Source organism: Streptomyces ipomoeae 91-03, from assembly GCF_000317595.1.
In the GTDB taxonomy this organism is placed as follows: domain Bacteria; phylum Actinomycetota; class Actinomycetes; order Streptomycetales; family Streptomycetaceae; genus Streptomyces; species Streptomyces ipomoeae.
The window spans coordinates 1-17,456 of sequence record NZ_AEJC01000120.1; the positions used below are offsets into that span (position 1 = coordinate 1).

Annotated in this window: 11 protein-coding genes and 1 pseudogene; 6 read left to right on the forward strand and 6 right to left on the reverse strand. The window is 70.0% G+C overall.

Annotated features, from left to right (window positions below):
- The 4 genes and pseudogenes from STRIP9103_RS48825 to STRIP9103_RS08190 form a co-directional block, all read right to left on the reverse strand.
- Nucleotides 1-135, reverse strand: a pseudogene (locus STRIP9103_RS48825) (cation diffusion facilitator family transporter); the annotation flags it as partial.
- Between the two features lie 23 nt (nt 136-158).
- Nucleotides 159-1,493, reverse strand: coding sequence for a hypothetical protein (locus tag STRIP9103_RS08180; RefSeq protein ID WP_009303284.1), 1,335 nt, complete (start codon nt 1,491-1,493; stop codon nt 159-161).
- Nucleotides 1,494-1,500: 7 nt separating this feature from the next.
- The gene (locus STRIP9103_RS08185; RefSeq protein WP_009303282.1) at nt 1,501-2,415 is read right to left on the reverse strand and encodes a carboxymuconolactone decarboxylase family protein; all 915 of its coding nucleotides are present in this window, start codon (nt 2,413-2,415) and stop codon (nt 1,501-1,503) included.
- A 361-nt stretch (nt 2,416-2,776) separates the two neighbouring features.
- Nucleotides 2,777-4,141: a (5-formylfuran-3-yl)methyl phosphate synthase gene (locus STRIP9103_RS08190; protein ID WP_158696857.1), complete on the reverse strand. Its 1,365-nt coding sequence runs from the start codon at nt 4,139-4,141 to the stop codon at nt 2,777-2,779.
- A gap of 372 nt (nt 4,142-4,513) precedes the next feature.
- On the opposite strand from STRIP9103_RS08190, the gene STRIP9103_RS08195 reads away from it, so the two are divergent.
- A complete protein-coding gene (locus STRIP9103_RS08195; protein WP_009303276.1) occupies nt 4,514-5,551 on the forward strand; it encodes a LysR family transcriptional regulator in 1,038 nt (345 codons plus the stop codon).
- A gap of 354 nt (nt 5,552-5,905) precedes the next feature.
- Nucleotides 5,906-7,096, forward strand: coding sequence for a Gfo/Idh/MocA family protein (locus STRIP9103_RS08200; protein WP_009303274.1), 1,191 nt, complete (start codon nt 5,906-5,908; stop codon nt 7,094-7,096).
- A gap of 142 nt (nt 7,097-7,238) precedes the next feature.
- On the opposite strand, the gene STRIP9103_RS08205 is transcribed toward STRIP9103_RS08200, so the two are convergent.
- On the reverse strand, nt 7,239-8,420 hold the full coding sequence (locus STRIP9103_RS08205; RefSeq protein WP_009303269.1) for a trypsin-like serine peptidase: 1,182 nt from the start codon (nt 8,418-8,420) through the stop codon (nt 7,239-7,241).
- A gap of 211 nt (nt 8,421-8,631) precedes the next feature.
- Nucleotides 8,632-9,855, reverse strand: a complete 1,224-nt coding sequence (locus STRIP9103_RS08210; RefSeq protein WP_086019237.1) for a trypsin-like serine peptidase — start codon at nt 9,853-9,855, stop codon at nt 8,632-8,634.
- A gap of 377 nt (nt 9,856-10,232) precedes the next feature.
- On the opposite strand from STRIP9103_RS08210, the gene STRIP9103_RS08215 reads away from it, so the two are divergent.
- The 4 genes from STRIP9103_RS08215 to STRIP9103_RS08230 all read left to right on the forward strand — a co-directional run.
- On the forward strand, nt 10,233-11,729 hold the full coding sequence (locus tag STRIP9103_RS08215) for a diaminobutyrate--2-oxoglutarate transaminase family protein (RefSeq protein WP_009303271.1): 1,497 nt from the start codon (nt 10,233-10,235) through the stop codon (nt 11,727-11,729).
- A gap of 366 nt (nt 11,730-12,095) precedes the next feature.
- Complete coding sequence (locus STRIP9103_RS08220) at nt 12,096-14,219, forward strand: IucA/IucC family protein (protein ID WP_009303273.1); 2,124 nt, start codon at nt 12,096-12,098, stop codon at nt 14,217-14,219.
- A 101-nt stretch (nt 14,220-14,320) separates the two neighbouring features.
- Nucleotides 14,321-15,064, forward strand: a complete 744-nt coding sequence (locus tag STRIP9103_RS08225) for a GNAT family N-acetyltransferase (protein ID WP_009303294.1) — start codon at nt 14,321-14,323, stop codon at nt 15,062-15,064.
- A gap of 421 nt (nt 15,065-15,485) precedes the next feature.
- A partial coding sequence (locus STRIP9103_RS08230; RefSeq protein WP_009303285.1) for an ATP-dependent DNA helicase occupies nt 15,486-17,456 on the forward strand: 1,971 nt, incomplete at its 3' end.

Here is a 17,456-nt window from a genome sequence, read left to right on the forward strand (position 1 = left end):
GTCGCCGTCGACGACGGCCTTCGCGATCTTCTCGACCTCTTCGGCGCCGGCGGACTCGCCGAGGAGCAGGGACTTGGTCTCGGCGGCGAGGACGATCGCGATCAGCATGAGCAGGACGCCGACGCAGAGGGTGCCCGCACAGACCGTCCGTCCCCCTGTCATACGGTCCCGGGGTCGTCCGTGACCTCGTAGCCGGGGGAGGTCTCCGTCTCGGTCTCGGCCATGGAGCGGGCCCGTCCGCCGTAGTAGGCCGCGATCAGTTCACCGGGGCCGTAGGCGGGATGCCTGGCCCGTTCTCTGTTGAGCCGGACGAAGATGTTCCACTCGTCGTGGCAGCTGAGGCTGTACGAGCCGCCCGCGCGCACGGTGTAGAAGCGCACGAACTCCTTGCGCCGGGCCTCCCACACCAGCGCGTCCTCCGGATCGGTGAGATCCAGTGAGCGGCGGGAGCCGTCCGGGCCCACGACGGTGCCGAAGTCGGTCCAGAAGTCCGGGTCGATGGCGTACTTGCGGGCGAAGTAGGCCTCCACCCCGGCCACCAGCGAACCACTCCCGCCCGAGTCGGCCCGGAAGAACCCGTGCACGTCGTCGGGGCCGAGGAAGTAGAACGCGTCGAACAGGCCGCCGAGCTGGAGCTTCTGGCGAGGGGGCGGGCCGGGCGGGTCGGTGAGGTAGTCGTCCTCGGCGAGGACCCGGGTCCACATGCGCATGTAGTCGCCGCCGGTCGGCCGGGCGGCGGCCATGAGTCCGGCCAGGGTCAGCGGCCGTCCGGTCTCCCGGGCGAGTTCGGCGATATGCCGGGTGACCAGGCCAGTGCCCTCCTTCGACTCCAACTGGTACGCGGCCGGGTTGACGACGAAGAACCGCTCGCCCCACTCGGCGGCCAGCCGCCGGGTGACGAAGTGGGCGATCTCCGTGTTGGTTCGGAAGTGACCACCGCCGCGTGAACTGATCGGGCAGCTCAGATAGACGACGATCCGGTCCTCGGCCTGGGCCCGGGCGATGTCCGACTGGATGAGGGCGACATGCTTCTCGAAGACGTCGAACCAGTCGCCGGTGTGCCAGGTGAAGCGGATGATGGGGCGGCCGGGGACGGGGTGGCCGGTCGCTGTGGGGACGGCCGTAGGCGTGGCCGCGGGGCCGGCCGTGGGGGTCGGGGGATCTGCTGTCCCGGTAGTGGTCGTCCTGGCGGGGGTGGTCGTCCTGGCGTGGGGGGTTGGGCCGGTGTGGGTGGTTGGGCCGCTGTCGGTGGTCGGGTCGGTGTGGGTGGTTGGGCCGCTGTCGGTGGTCGGGTCGGTGTGGGTGGTCGGGTCGGTGTCGGTGGTCGGGTCGGTGTGGGTGGTCGGGTCGGTGTGGGTGGTTGGGCCGGTGTCGGCCGTCGGGCCGTTGCCGGGGGCCGGCTTTGTGTCAGTGGTTTGCCTTGCGTCGATGGGTGCGCCGGTGTCGGTGGTCGTGCTTGCGTCGGTGCTCGGCAGGGTCGGGTCTTCGGGCATGGTGTCCTCAACTTCCCCAGCCCGTCGGGCCGAGCAGGTTGTTGTTGCGTACCTTGATCCGGTCCGGGACACCGGCGTTGTAGGTGGCGACGAAGTCGCCGCCGAGCTCGTCCTCGGTGCCGTTCTCGTCCATCACCCGCAGAACGGTGAACCAGGAGTTGAGCAGCCCGTCGAAGTGCGCGATGCACCAGGTGAGTTCGACGGTCATGGCGTTGACCCATGCGTCCAGATAGGCCTGCGTGCCGGTGCCCGGCGCCTCCGCCAGCGGCCCCTTGGTGATGTTCTCGGCCGCGACACCCCGCAGCACCTCACGCAGGGCCGCGAACTGCTCGTCCGTGACCGAGTGGGGGTCCCGCTGGATCGCCTCGGCCAGCCGCAGACAGTGCTGCTGGGGCACGGTGTAGAGGGGATCGGTGACCCCCTCCCAGGTGAACGTGCGGTCCTCCCAGTCCGGCCGGCCCGCCGAGTCCACGAGGCGCAACAGCATCTCCTCGGCGCGCGCCGCCCGCTGCGCCGGGTCGCAGTACGGGAGTTGGGCGCGCAGCACCTCGTACCCGATGTAGCTGTGGTGGGTGAGGGAGTAGCGGCTGCGGTTGAGCAGGCTTACCAGGTTGATGACCAGTTCTTTCGTCACCCGGTCCACGAAGCCGCCCTGCGGGAACAGGACGCTCTCTCCGGCGGGGTCGCCGGGCGGCCGGGGCGTGGGCGCGTACCTGGGGGCGTCGAAGATGAAGGAGTTGGCGTACTCGACCTCGGTCAGCGCGAGGCCGGGGAGCCACGCCATCGTCCGGAACAGGTTGCTCGGGATGCCCCAGTCCCGGATCGATCTGTCGAGCTCGGTCCGGACCCGCGCCTCGGTCCGTCCGGCGGGCAACACGGGCACACGAGGCCCGGGGCCGGTGGGCGGGATCAGGTCGGGCATGGGATCACGCTCCTTGCTGAGGTGTTCGGTGCGGATGGGTGGGGCGGGGCCGGTCTGGTGGTGTGGGAGTCGGTCGGATGGGGCGGGCCGGGTCGGGTCGGGCTGGGCGCGGGGCGTCGGATGGGCGCGGCGGTGCCCGGGTGGGTGGGGGCGGTGCTGGCTGGGTGGCGTGGTGCCCGGGTGGGTGGGGCGGAGTCGGTCGGGTGAGTGGGGCGGAGCCAGCCGGGTGGCATCGTGCCCGGGTGGATGGAGCTGAGCCGTCTGGGTGCCATGGCGCCGGTGGGATGGAGTCGGAGCGGCACATGGGCGTCGCCGGGTGGGATGGAGTCTGAGGGGCGCGTGGCGCCGGTCGGCGTGGCCGTCAGCCGAAGGGCGTCAGGCGTCCGTACTTGTCGGCCCAGTGCCCGCTGAGCCCGGGGAAGCGGTCCAGCACCTCGCGGACGGCCTCCGTGGAGCGCGGCTTCATCTCCTGCGGCAACCACAGATAGCCGCCCTGCTCCGGCGGGACCAGTCCACGGACCAGTCTGTGGACGATCACCCGGTCGCGGCGGGAGTCCTCGCCCTCGCCGTCGGGCCGGTACGGGTTCTGCGCGACGGCCGAGGCGGCGCCCCGGGTGGAGATCTGGTCGACCTCAGGGATCAGCCGCCAGAGCTGCTGGGCCTGGTAGCTGGTGACGGAGCCGGCGAGGTTGGCCTCGATGCCGCGGTGGTGGCAGTAGTCGACGAAGAACCTGATGTCGTCGAGGCTGAGGATGCCCCGTCGTTTCAGACCGGACGTCTCGTCGACGTCCAGGGAGTTGAAGTCGGTCATGCCCGGGCTCCGCTCGGTGGCGACGAGTCCCACGCGGGCGACCTTCAGCAGGACGCTGGTGTCGAGCATCATCGCGCCCGCACCGGCGCGCACGGTCGCGTCGACCATGCGGGCGATCGCCTCGCGGTCGGTGCGCCGGGCGGCGCGGTCCCCGGTCAGGCCGTAACGGGCGTGCGGGAACAGTTCGTTGAGGGCGACGGTGGTGTGGCGGGTGCCCTCGGGCAGGACTCCGTGGTCGATCAGCGCCTCCAGGTCCACCTGGGCCGGGTCGGTGAACAGGAAGTTCCCGTCCTCGTCGCGCAGCGTCCCGGCCGCGAACCGCGTCAGGTCGAACCCGTTCTCGGCGTCGGGCTCGCACGGGTGGAACTCGCGCAGGCTCACCAGGGCCGAGCGGACCCCGGGCACCGAGCGGCGCTTCTCCCACAGGTCGAGGTCCTGGGCGAACAGCACCGACATCACCTGGGTGTGCGAGAACCCCTCGGTGCGCCGCAGGGTCTGCACGCACTCGTGCAGCACATCGGTGAGCAGACCGGTCTCCATGCCGTCCAGGCCGACCTTCACGATGCCGCAGGGGTGCACCCGGGTCCCCATGGACACCGCCACCCCGAGCGCTGCCTGGGAGGCCTTGCCGGCGATCTCGTACGCCGACTTCTGGATCGCCGCCCCGGTCCCGGAACGGTCGAACAGCAGCTGGTCCTCACCGATATTGGTGGACAGCTGGACCTCCAGATCGCGTCGGAAGCCCAGGACCGCGTCGCTGATCGCCATGATCTGCTGCGGCTTGATGTTGCCGAGGGCGCTGCGGGGATCCTCGCTGTCGATGATTCTTCCGCCCCCGAGTACGGCCTCGCGGGCCTCTTGCGGATTGAAGACACTGACGAGCAGCTTGCGGTTCATCGCCCGGTCATTGGTCATGAGAAACCCCGGTATCGGATCGCGCGGAGTGCCGGGCCGAGCGTCGGACCGGCAGCCAGACCGATTGTCGAACCGGCAGCCGGACCGATTGTCGAACCGGCAGCCGGATGGACTGCCGAAACCGGCAGCCGGTCGATTATCGGATCGGCAGTCGGGTCTATTGTCGAATAGGCGACCGGATCGCATGTGTGATCGGACGCCGGATCGGCTGTCGGATCTATAGGTGGATCGCTCGGACTCGTACTGGTTTTCCATTTCTGGCTCATACGCCGTCTGGCGCGGCGACCAGCTCATTCGCCGTCCGGCGCGGCCATTCGAATGTGGCAGTGCGGGGCGCATCCTGTCCAATAGATTCGTTGATAACCTCTCGGCATGGATGTGGATCTGCGCTTGCTGCGATCCTTCGTCGCGGTGGCGGAAGAACTTCACTTCACCCGCGCGGCGCAGCGCCTGCACATTACGCAACCCGCGCTTTCCAAACAGATCGAACAGCTGGAGCGGAACCTCCGTCTGCCGTTGCTGAAGCGCTCCAGCCGTTCCGTGACCCTCACCGCCGCCGGCCGCGCGCTGCTCCCCGGAGTGCGACGGCTCCTCGCGGACTGGGAGGGGGCGCTCGGGGTGGCCAAGGAGGCGGCGGCGACGGAGGAACGGACCCTGCGCGTCGGGTTCATCGCCAACGCGGCCAATGAACTGACCCCCCGGATCCTCGCCGCCTTCGCCGCGATCCGCCCGGACTGGCGGGTCGTGATGACCCAGGCGCCGTGGGCCGACCCCACCGCCGGGCTGGCGGGCGGCGACGTCGACGTGGCCCTCGTACGACCGCCGTTGCCACAGGGGGCATCGAGGATTCGTACACAGGTGCTGTTCACCGAGGACCGCTGGGTCCTCATGGCTGCCGGGCATCCACTCGCCCGACAGGACGTGGTGCGCTTCGAACAACTGTTGGACGAGCCGTTCGTCGCCGTACCCGCGGAGGCCGGTGTCTGGCGGGACTTCTGGCTGGCCCTCGACCACCGCGACGGACATCCCGTGGTCATCGGTGCGGAGGTGAACACCACCGACGAGTGGATGGAAGCCATCGCCAACAACTTCGGGCTCTGCCTCACCGGCGCCTCGACCGCCCGTTTCTACCCCCGCCCCGGAGTGGTCTGCCGGCCCATCGACAAGATCACGCCCACGGAGGTCGCCGTGGCCTGGCGCGCGTCCGACGGCCGCCAGGTGGTCGCCGACTTCGTCACGGCCTGCACGGAGACGGCGGCGGAGGCGGCTGCGTCGAACGTGGAATCGAGCGGGGTGTCGGATGGAGATTCGGGCGGCGGTTCGGGCGATGGTTCGCGCGGGGATTCGGACGACGGTTCGGGTGATGGTCCGGCCGAGGGTGCTGGCGATATTCGGGCGGGAAGTGAGTAGAAGATCGATCCGGGGTCGGATGTGACCCGGTTCGATGAACCCGAATTGACCCGTTCGCTGGCTTCCATCGGCCTTCCGGCTGCCTTTTGCTGACCTTCCGCTGTAATTGGCTGTCGAATCACAGGTCGAGTCACAGGTTGAATTGCTTGGACGGGAAAGGCGCCGAATGGTTTCTGCGGTGTTTGCTCGCTCTTTGTCGCAACCGGATCGGAGGCAAACATTCCATCCGGGCATGAACGAATCTATTGGACGTCGCTGATCCGGCGTTGCGAGCATTCGGGAGAAAGGACCGCCTCCCGGCCGGGCCAGCGGGCCCTTGGTCACCGGCCGCCGCATCGCCGAAGGGTATTCACCGTGGTGAATCTCCGGGCAGCCATTGTCGGCTGCGGAAGTATCTCCTCCTCCCACCACACCGCCGCCTATGTCGCCGACAGCCGAGTGAACCTGGTCGCCGTGGTCGACCCCGACCACGACAGAGCCCGGGCCATGGCCCGCCGGTTCGGTGTACGCGAGGTCTTCAGCTCCCTGGACGAGATGCTCGCCACCACGGACGTGGACCTCGTCAGCATCTGCACTCCGCCCCACCTGCACGCCCCGCTGGCGATCACGGCCCTCCGGGCCGACTGCCATGTGCTCTGCGAGCAGCCCGCCGCCACGAACGCCGCCGACGTGGCCCGTATGGCCGCCGTCGCCGCGGCCGAACACCGGGTCCTGACCTTCGGGTTCCCCTACCGCCACCTCACCGAGGCACGCACGGCGCGCGGCCTGATCGACACCGGTGAGATCGGCGAGATCTACGACGTCCAACTCACCGCGATGCGTCGCAGCGGTGCCTCCGACCGGGGCTGCCACGTTGATCGCGCCCGAGCCGGCAGTGGCCCGCTCATCGACATCGGCGTCCATGTCCTCGACCTCGCCATGTGGCTCACCGGCTTCCCCGAGGCCATTGACACGCTCTGCGTCACACCCGACCGGGTCCTGGGGCGAGGAGAGGGAGTGCGGGATGGCGTCGAGGGCTTGATCAGCCGGCGTGGAGGAGCCGGAACGAAGTGGACCGGCCTCGTCCAGTACCGCGACGGCATGTCCCTGACGATCGCCACCTCGTACGCCGCCCAACCGGCCGACGAGGAGATCATCCGGGTACGGCTGCTGGGCGACAAGGGAGGTCTGGAGGTCTTTCCACTGCTGCTGTCCCACCCGAACCCGCCCGCCCCGGGTCACACCCGACTGGTCCTGCCGGGCGAGCCCTGGGACCACGAACTTGCCCACCGGCGACAGACCGCGGCCTTCGTCGACGCCTGCCTCGGCCGCGGCCCGGTGCCCGTGACCCCCGCCGAAGCCATCCATGTCCAGGACATCGCCGACCGGCTGTACCGCTCGTCCCACGGGACCGCTGCCATTGCCGGCCCTGCGGCCACTTCCACGGGGAACCCGGCGGAGCCTGCAGGCCCGGTGGACCCGGCGAACCCGGCGGAGCCTGCAGGCCCGGCAGGCCAGGCGAACCCCGGCCACACGAACCTCGTTCGGGAGGCGACCAGTGCTTGAGACGCCGCTCGCCCTCTTCGGTGACACATCGCGCGCCTACACCTGCCATCCGCCTCGACCGACTCATCGACCACGCCGATCAACTGCGCGACCGGCCCGCCGCTGACCGGAGCAGCATTGCGGCAGCGGCGACCGCCTCCGCTCACTGACCGCCGTACGACGCACTCATGTCGTCGTACAACGCCTTGGCGCCCTCGCCCAACGGTGGTCCCGCGAGCCATGTGTCGTCGGCCGGGCCGATCGACGTGTTCGAGACGAGCCGAGGCTCGCCGCCGACCATGTGGAACCAGCCACCGCCGGACGAACCGCCGGTCATGGTGCAGCCGATGCGATACATGGTCGGCAGGGTCGGGTCCAGGGAGAGCCGCCCGGGCCTGTCGATGCACCGGAACATGCTCAGACCGTTGTACGGCGGGGCCGCCGGGTAGCCCCAGGCGCCCATCGCGTCGACCTCGGTCGCGGACGGCGCCGAGAAGTCCACGTCGAGGGCCGTACCGACGGCTTCCTCCAGGGACTCGGAACCCGACTCCGGTTTCACGTGCAGCACCGCGTAGTCGTACGGCGCGCCGGCGCCGCCCTCCTCGGAGCCGCCGGCGATCCACTCGTCCGAGGTCGCGGCCCAGTCGGCCCACCACTGGCCGAACGGGGCGATCTCCTCGGCGGCAGCACCCGCGGCCAGCTCCTCCTCGGACTTCCCGAGGTCGTTGTAGGCCGGGACGAACACGATGTTGCGGTACCAGCCACCGCCGCTGCCCGCGTGCACACAGTGGCCGGCGGTCCATACGAGATTGGACTTCCCCGGATGGTTCACGTCCGACACGACCGTGCCCGAACAGACCATCGAGCCCTCGGGGGAGTCGAAGAAGATCTTGCCGACCGGCCCCGCGCTCTCGTGGTACGGCGTCGCCTCGGCCTTGGCCTCGACCGGTGCGGGCGTCGGATCGCTGATGCCCCGGTCGGCGGCGGCGTCCTGGGCCGAGATCGTCTTCGCCGGGTCCTCGGCCCCGCGCATCCGCTCGGTGTCCCACAGATCCTTGATCACCGGGTTGACGAAGTCCTTGGCCTCACTGAGCCACTTGTCCTTGTCCCAGTTCTTCCAGCCGCCGTCCTTCCAGTCGTCGACGTCGATGCCGAGCTCTTGGAGCTTGTCGGCGAGGACGTCGGGGATGCCGTCACCGTCTTTGTCGGCGGTGCGGGACGCGGCTGAGCCGGGCCTGTCGCTCGCGCTGCCGTCGCCCGAGCCGCAGGCGGTCGCCGTCAGCGCGAGGCAAGTGATGAGTCCGGTGGCGGCGAGCAGGTGGCATCGCCGATGTGAGAAACGCATGGTTCTCGACCCCCGTCGGAACTAACCGTGTGTCACGCCCACTATGCGGGGGCGCTGGGGGACCGGCGGAGGGCGTGCGGCGAAGATTTCCGTGCGCCACCCGGCCTCCATCCGTCCAGGCGCTGTCGCCCCTGTTCACCGACGGCCCGTCAGCCTCTCGACGACAGCCGCCGAACGGCCACTGCTCACCGCCGTCACCGCTTGCCCGTCATCACTGCGCGAACTTCTCGCTCACCGCCTTGTACACGCCCTCGGCCTCCTTGCCCAGCCGAGGACCGGCCAGCCAACCCGCGCTCACCGGGCCGATGGAGGTGTTGGACACCAGCGCGGGCTCGCCGTTCGAACCGGTCGCCACCCAGCCGCCGCCGGACGAACCGCCGGTCATGGTGCAGCCGATGCGGTACATCGTCGGGTCGGACTCGACGAGCGAGAACCGCCCCGGCTTGTCCGTGCACTGGTACATCGTCTCGCCGTCGTACGGCGCCCCCGCCGGGTAACCGGTCGCGGTGATGCTCTCCACCTGCGACACGGCGGGCGCGTTGAAGTCCACCGGCAGCGCCGAACCGACCATCTCCTCAAGGGACTTGCCGCCGCTGCCCTCCTCCGGCGTCACATGGATGACCGCGAAGTCGTACGGCGCCCCGTCGCCACCCGTCTGTCCGCCCTGCTCGATCCACTGGTCCGACGTCTGCGCCCAGTCACCCCACCAGACCCCGTACGGAGCGACCTCCTCCTTGGTGGCCGTCTGCAGCTCCGACGCCGTCAGACCGCTGTCGTTGTACGAGGGCACGAAGGCGATGTTGCGGTACCAGCCCCCCGACTTGCCGGCGTGCACACAGTGGCCGGCCGTCCACACCAGGTTGGACTTGCCCGGGTTGGCCGGGTCCTGGACCACTGTCGCCGAGCAGACCATCGTGCCCTCGGGGGCGTCGAAGAACACCTTGCCCGCCTCGGGCGCGCTGTCGTGGTACTTCGTGGCCACCGCCTCGGCATCGACGGACTGCGGCGTCGGGTCCGTGACGCCCTGGTCACCGCTGAGGTCGTTCTCGTCGACCTCCTTCTCCGGCTCCTCGGCGTCCCGCATCCGGTCCGGATTCCACAGGTCCTCGATGATCGGGTTGACGTAGTCCTCGGCCTCGCGCAGCCAGTCGTCCTTGTCCCAGTTCTTCCAGGCTCCGTTCCGCCACCTGTCGAGGTCGATCCCGTGTTCCTTGAGCTTGTCCTTGATGTCGTCCGGGATCCGGATCTTGCCATCGCCCCCGCTGCCCTGCGCGGAGGCCGACGCCTCGGCACTGGCCGTGCTGTCCCCCGAGTCGCAGGCGGTGGCGGTCAGCGACAGGACCGTGGCGAGGCCGACCGCCGCCAGCACGGGGGAGGTTCTGCGGCGCGCGCTCCCCTCACGACGAGCGGCGAAGAGCGGGCGTATGGGTCGCATGGTGTGAACTCCCCCTGGGGCGTGAGCGAACTCTGTGCTGCCGAAGCGGATCGCGTACGGCTCCTCCGCACGTCCTCCGCCTCCTTGTACGTATCCGACACGGACACGCGCGGCTTCGTACGTCTGCTTCTTCATACGTAGCGGTCGTACGCGCGGCTCGGTACGGATCCGCCGAGCCGCGTCCCTACGGAACGGCACCACACACTATGCGGTCCTTGTGGGGGACATCCGATGGAACGGCAACGGTTCCGTCACGGCAAGGATCTTCGCCTCACCCGCTTCCCCGTGCGCGCCGCGTCGTTGGTACGTGCGGGGGACCCGCCGGTGCTCGGTGCCCCCTGCCAACTCGCCTCTGAACAGCGGGAGGAAGTGCAGTCGTGGCGGTGACCGAGTCTGCGGTGGCGCCGGTGGGGCGAGAGCCCGAACGAGCACGTCCGGGGTATGACGAGCAGGAACCGGCGCGCACAGAGCGGGAGCACGACAGGGCACGCGCGGCACACGAGGGAATCCTGCGGCGGCAGTCCGCGCGTGAGTCGGCCGCACGCACCTACGCACGCGCCCTGCCGATCGTCCCGGTACGCGCGCGAGGCCTGACGATCGAGGGTGCGGACGGCCGCCGCTACCTCGACTGCCTGTCCGGCGCGGGCGCCCTCGCCCTTGGCCACAACCATCCCGTCGTCCTTGAGGCGATCCGCAAGGTGCTCGACTCCGGCGCCCCCCTGCAGGTCCTCGACCTGGCCACCCCCGTCAAGGACGCCTTCACCACCGAGCTGTTCCGCACCCTCCCGCCCGGACTCGCCGACCGCGCACGGGTGCAGTTCTGCGGGCCCGCCGGGACGGACGCCGTCGAGGCCGCCTTCAAGCTGGTGCGCGCCGCGACCGGCCGCACCGGGATGCTCGCCTTCACAGGCGCCTACCACGGGATGACCGCCGGGGCGCTCGCAGCGTCCGGGGGCGCCTGCGACGTCCGGGTGGCGCGCCTGCCGTACCCCCAGGACTACCGCTGCCCCTTCGGTGTCGGCGGCGAACACGGCGCCGAACTCGCCGCCCGCTGGACCGAGTCCGTCCTCGACGACACCACGTCGGGCGTCCCGCTGCCCGCCGGGATGATCCTGGAACCCGTCCAGGGCGAGGGTGGCGTCATTCCGGCGCCGGACGGCTGGCTGCGCCGTATGCGGGAGATCACCGCTGCTCGCTCGATCCCGCTGATCGCCGACGAGGGCCAGACGGGCGTGGGCCGCACGGGCCGCTTCTGGGCGGTGGAGCACAGTGGAGTCGTCCCCGATGTGATGGTCCTGTCCAAGGCCATCGGCGGCAGCCTTCCCCTGGCTGTCGTGGTCTACCGCGACGACCTCGACGTCTGGCAGCCCGGCACCCACGCGGGCACCTTCCGCGGCAACCAGCTCGCCATGGCCGCCGGCACCGCCACCCTCGCCCACGTCCGCGAGAACGGCCTCGCCGAGCGCGCCGAAACCCTGGGCGCCCACATGCTCACCCAACTCCGCGGCCTCGCCGGGGAGTTCCCGTGCGTCGGCGACGTCCGGGGACGGGGACTGATGATCGGCATCGAGATGGTCACCCCGGACGCGGCCCAGCCCTCGGACGCCCCCGGCCCGCATCCGCCCGCGCCCTCCCTCGCCACCGCGGTTCAACGAGAATGCCTCCGCCGAGGCCTGATCGTCGAGCTCGGCGGGCGCCACGCCGGCGTCGTACGCCTCCTCCCACCCCTCACGATCACCGACGAACAGACGAACGCCGTACTCGATCGCCTCGCGGACGCGGTCGCTTCGGTGGCCGCCACCGCGGTTGCAAGGCGGCCGGGACATTCGGTGCCCGAGCGGATCGGAAGTCCTGGGCGCGTGCCGGGCGGTTGAGCATCGAGCCGGCGTGCCGCGCCGGTCGCAAGGAGCAGGCCACAACCTCCGAACCAGCCCCCGATCCAGCCGAATCACCCAGTCATCGCGGCGCGCCACCTCCGCCCCAGGCACGCCTCGACCGAGTCCGTCTCCCACCTCCTCACAAGGCCGCGCGCCGACCCATTCGCACCACCACTTCCAGGAACGCCCTTGAACGCACCCCCCACCTCTGATGGCCACACCGAGACTCACGAGGAAGCAGCCAACGCCGCGCAAGCCCCACTGCCGGCCAGGGAAGCGCTGCCCCAGGAGCTCACACCAGGCCTCCACCAGGCTGAGCCGCGCTCCTGGTCGGCCGTGCGCAGCCCCCAGCCGACCGGGCCGGTGCCGCATCAGGCTGAGCCAGACTCCCGTCACCCCGAGGCGAGGTCGCGGCAAGCCGAAACAGCCGCTGAGCCGGCCGAGCCACTTCACGACCGCGTCCAGCATGTCCAGTCGCTCCCTCGCCGGCAGAACGGAATCCGGAACTCCGAGCCCTGGCCCGCTTCCTCCACCGACCCCCTGGACCACCCCGACCCGCACACCGCAGCCCAGGCAGCAGCCGTCGAGAACCTGCTGCGCTGCTGGGTGCGCGAACACGACTTCACATCCCCCCATGACGGCATCCTCCGCATCCCCCTTCCCGCCACTGGTACGACCCTCCTCGCTCCGATCCACTACTGGTCCCCAACCGGTTGGCACCGCTTCGGCCTCCCCTACCTCGCCGACGCTCCCAAGAGCGCGCCACCCGCCGACGCGGTGACGGTGGCGGCCCTACTGGCCAGAGAGGCAGCCACGCGAGACACACACGAGTCGGGCCCCTATACGCCCCGACTCACGGCGGCGCCCAGCCCTACTCCTGCCACCGCCAACGGGATCGGCCAGCTCGACCAGTTCGGCCAACTCGACCTGGTCGGCAGGGTCGCTGACTCCACCCGACGCGTCGCCGTGTTCATCGCCGAGCGCCAGGCCAGCCCTGCAGACGGCCCCGACCTGTTCCTCGCCGCCGAGCAGGCCCTCGTCCTCGGCCATCCGCTGCATCCCACCCCAAAGAGCCGGGAGGGACTTTCCGAAACCGAAGCACGGCTCTACTCACCCGAGTTGCGTGGCTCCTTTCCTCTGCACTGGCTGGCGATCGCTCCCTCCGTTCTGTCGACCGACTCGGCTTGGACCGAGCGCGGCCGTGTCGTCCCCGCCGAGCAACTGACCGCACGGCTGGCGGGCACCGGACTGCCGTTGCCCGACGGATACGCGGCCCTGCCCCTGCACCCCTGGCAGCTTCGCGAGGCCAGGCACCGCCCGGACGTCGCGGCGCTGTTGGACACCGGCCTGCTGCGAGACCTCGGCCCGCACGGCTCCCCGTGGCACCCCACCTCCTCCGTCCGCACCGTCCACCGCACCGGCGCCCCGGCGATGCTGAAGCTCTCGCTCGGCCTGCCCATCACCAACTCCCGTCGCGAGAACCTTCACAAGGAACTGCACCGAGGCGTCGAGGTCCACCGCCTCTTGCGCACCGGCCTGGTCAAGCAGTGGCAGGCGGCCCACCCCGGTTTCGGCATCGTCCGGGACCCGGCCTGGCTGGCCGTCACAGCGCCCGACGGCGACCCCGTGCCCGGCCTGGACGTGGTGATCCGCCACAACCCGTTCGGCCCGGCAGACGATGCGTCCTGCGTCGCGGGACTCGTCTCACCGAGGCCGTACGTCCAGACATACGCCCATGGTGGGCACCACGAGCACCGCGCTAGTTGCATCCCTGAGCCACAGGGGCGCCTCGACCGACGGCAGCCGAAGCGGATCCACAGCTCGCTCGCCCAACACCCCGACATTCCGCCTCAGCAGCGCCTCACCATGGGGTCCCGACTCGCCGATGTCGTCACCCGCCTCGCCGGGCGCACCGGTCGCCCTCGACGTGCCGTCGCCGTCGAGTGGTTCCTGCGCTATCTGGAACAGGTCGTGCGGCCCGTGCTGTGGCTGGACAGCGAAGCCGGGATCGCCCTCGAAGCCCACCAGCAGAACACTCTGCTCCTGCTGGACGCCGACGGCTGGCCCGTGGGCGGCCGGTACCGCGACAACCAGGGCTACTACTTCCGAGAGTCCCGCCATGCCGACCTCGACGCCCGGCTGCCCGGCATCGGCGAGCTCAGCGACACATTCGTCTCCGACGAGGTCACCGACGAGCGGTTCACCTACTACCTCGGCATCAACAATGTGCTCGGCCTCATCGGTGCGTTCGGCTCCCAGGGCCTTGTCGACGAGCGACTGCTGCTCGCCGCCTTCCGCCACTTCCTCAGCGATGTGGCCACCGGCCCTGCCCGGTTGAACACAACCCTGCCGGCCCGGCTGCTCGACTCACCCGTCCTGCGCTGCAAGGCCAACCTGCTGACCCGCCTGCACGGACTCGACGAGCTCGTCGGTCCGGTCGATACCCAGTCCGTCTACGTCACCATCACCAACCCCCTTCATCACTGACCGACCGTCTGCGAACACCGACTCCCCTCAAGCCCTGAAATTCCGACTCCCTTCAGCCCCGAGGAACATGACCCACCCCATCTCCTGAGAGGAGCGTCGCCGTGCCTCCCACCGACGCGAGCACCGACAACGGCACCGCCCCGGCCCCGAGCAACGAGGACACGCTGGAGCTGCGCCTGCCCGACGACTTCCTCGCGCTCCTCGCCGAGGACGCCGCGCCGACCGGCGGGAGCACCGAGGGGGAAGAGGGGGTGCCTTCGGCCAACGGCGAGTTGCTCGACCATCTCGCCGACTGGGGGCCGGTCTCCACCTCGGTGGGCACTCTGCACCTCGTCCCCGTCCGCGTCCGCGTCGAACGGGAGCTCACCCTCATCTCCCGTTGGATGAACGACTCCGCCGTGGCCTCCTACTGGAAGCTCGCGGGCCCCGAAGCCCTGACCGCGAGCCATCTCCGGGCCCAGCTCCACGGCGACGGCCGCAGCATGCCCTGTCTCGGGCTGCTGGACGGCACCCCGATGAGCTACTGGGAGATCTACCGGGCGGACCTCGACCCCATCGCCCGCCACTACCCGGCCCGACCCCATGACACCGGAATCCACCTCCTCATCGGTCCCGTGGCCGACCGCGGGCGAGGTCTCGGCTCCACTCTGCTTCGCGCCGTCGCCGATCTCGTCCTCGACAAACGTCCTTCATGTGCCCGCGTCATCGCGGAACCCGACCTTCGCAACTTCCCCTCCATCTCCGCGTTCCTGAGCGCCGGCTTCCGGTTCTCCGCCGAGGTCGACCTGCCCGACAAGCGGGCCGCCCTCATGGTCAGGGACCGGCTGCTGCGCGATCTGATGTAGATCCGATGTGGATCTGCTGTGACGCCGTCATTTCTGGTACACCGCTCGCGGCGACGCGGTTCCCGGTCGAGCCGAGCCAATTTCCGACCCGCGAAAACAAGCGCTGCCCGAGGCAGCCCGGCCCCCCGACCGAGCCCACCCGGCCCTCCGGCCACGTCCCTCCCAGCCAGCCGCGCCCGTATTCCCAGACCGCGCCCAGCCCACCCTCGACCACCCGCACTCGATTTCCCAGCCACCCCCTCGCGCTCCCGACCACTCACGCCCGACTCCCCACCCCCGCCCCTTCCACCTGACTCCGCAACCACACCCGCCCACCCGCTGCCCCCATCGAAGAGAACTCGATCTTGATCCCGCCCCTCACGCCCCTCGCCTCCGCCTCGACCACCCGTTTGTCAGTGCCGAGCCGTAGGGTGGTCGCGCTATGACGAAGCCCTCACTTCACGAACTCCTGCACGCTGCCGTCACCGCTGTCGGCGGTATGGAGCGCCCCGGCCAGGTGACCATGGCCGAAGCCGTCGCGGAGGCGATCGACGACGGCTCCCATCTGCTGGTCCAGGCAGGCACAGGCACCGGAAAGTCGCTCGGTTACCTGGTTCCCGCGCTCGCGCAGGGGGAGCGCGTCGTCGTGGCCACGGCGACCCTGGCACTGCAGCGACAACTCGTGGAGCGGGACCTGCCGAGAACGGTCGACGCACTGCACCCGCTGCTGCGCCGCCGCCCCGAGTTCGCGATGCTCAAGGGCCGGTCGAACTACCTGTGTCTGCATCGTCTGAACGAAGGGGTGCCCCAGGACGAGGAGGAGGGCCTTTTCGACCAGTTCGAGGCCGCCGCCCCCAGCAGCAAGCTGGGCCAGGACCTGCTGCGGCTGCGGGACTGGTCGCAGGAGACCGAGACCGGCGACCGGGACGACCTGACGCCGGGCGTGTCCGACCGGGCCTGGTCCCAGGTCTCCGTGTCGTCCAGGGAGTGCCTGGGCGCGTCCAAGTGCGCGTACGGCGCCGAGTGCTTCGCCGAGATGGCCCGGGAGCGGGCCAAGCTCGCCGAGGTCGTCGTCACCAACCACGCGCTGCTCGCGATCGACGCCATCGAGGGTGCCCCGGTCCTCCCGCAGCATGAGGTACTGATCGTCGACGAGGCCCACGAGCTGGTCTCGCGGGTGACCGGCGTGGCGACCGGCGAGCTCACCCCGGGCCAGGTCAATCGTGCCGTCAAGCGGGCGGCGAGGCTCGTGAACGAGAAGGCCGCCGACCAGCTCCAGACAGCCGCCGAGGGCTTCGAGCGGCTCATGGAGCTGGCCCTGCCCGGTCGTCTGGAGGAGATCCCGGAGGACCTGGCATACGCCCTCATGGCGCTGCGCGACGCCGCCCGTACGGTGATCACGGCGCTCGGCAGCACCCGCGACAAGTCCGTCCAGGACGAGGACGCGGTCCGCAAACAGGCGCTGGCAGCCGTGGAGAACGTGCACGACGTGGCGGAGCGCATCACCAACGGCTCCGAGTGGGACGTCGTCTGGTACGAGCGCCACGACCGTTTCGGGGCCTCCCTGCGCGTCGCCCCCATGTCCGTCTCCAGCCTTCTCAGGGAGAAGCTCTTCGCGGACCGTTCCGTCACCCTCACCTCGGCCACGCTCAAGCTGGGCGGCGACTTCAACGGCGTAGGGGCGTCACTGGGCCTGGCCCCCGAAGGCACGCAGGGTGACGATGTGCCGCAGTGGAAGGGCGTCGACGTCGGCTCGCCCTTCGATTACCCGAAGCAGGGCATCCTCTATGTTGCCAAGCACTTGTCGCGTCCCGCGCGGGACGGCGACCGGGCGGACATGCTGGACGAGCTCACAGAACTCATCCAGGCGGCGGGCGGCCGTACGCTCGGTCTGTTCTCGTCCACGCGGGCCGCCCAACAGGCCGCCGAGGAACTGCGCCTCCGCATTCCCGAGTACCCGATCCTGCTCCAGGGCGAGGAGACGCTCGGCGAGCTGATCAAGGCCTTCGCGGCCGATCCGAAGACCTGTCTCTTCGGCACGCTCTCGCTCTGGCAGGGCGTCGACGTGCCCGGGCCCAGCTGCCAGCTGGTCGTCATGGACAAGATCCCGTTCCCGCGCCCCGACGACCCCTTGATGAGCGCTCGCCAGAAGGCCGTCGAGGAGGCGGGAGGCAATGGCTTCATGGCCGTCGCGGCCACCCATGCGGCCCTGCTGATGGCCCAGGGCGCCGGCCGCCTCGTACGGGCGCAGGGAGATCGCGGTGTGGTCGCCGTACTGGACCAGCGGCTGGCGACGGCGCGGTACGGGAGCTACCTCAAGGCGTCACTGCCCGACTTCTGGTACACGACGGACCGTAACCAGGTCCGTAAATCGCTCGCTGCGATCGACCAGGCCGCGAAGACGGTGGAAGGG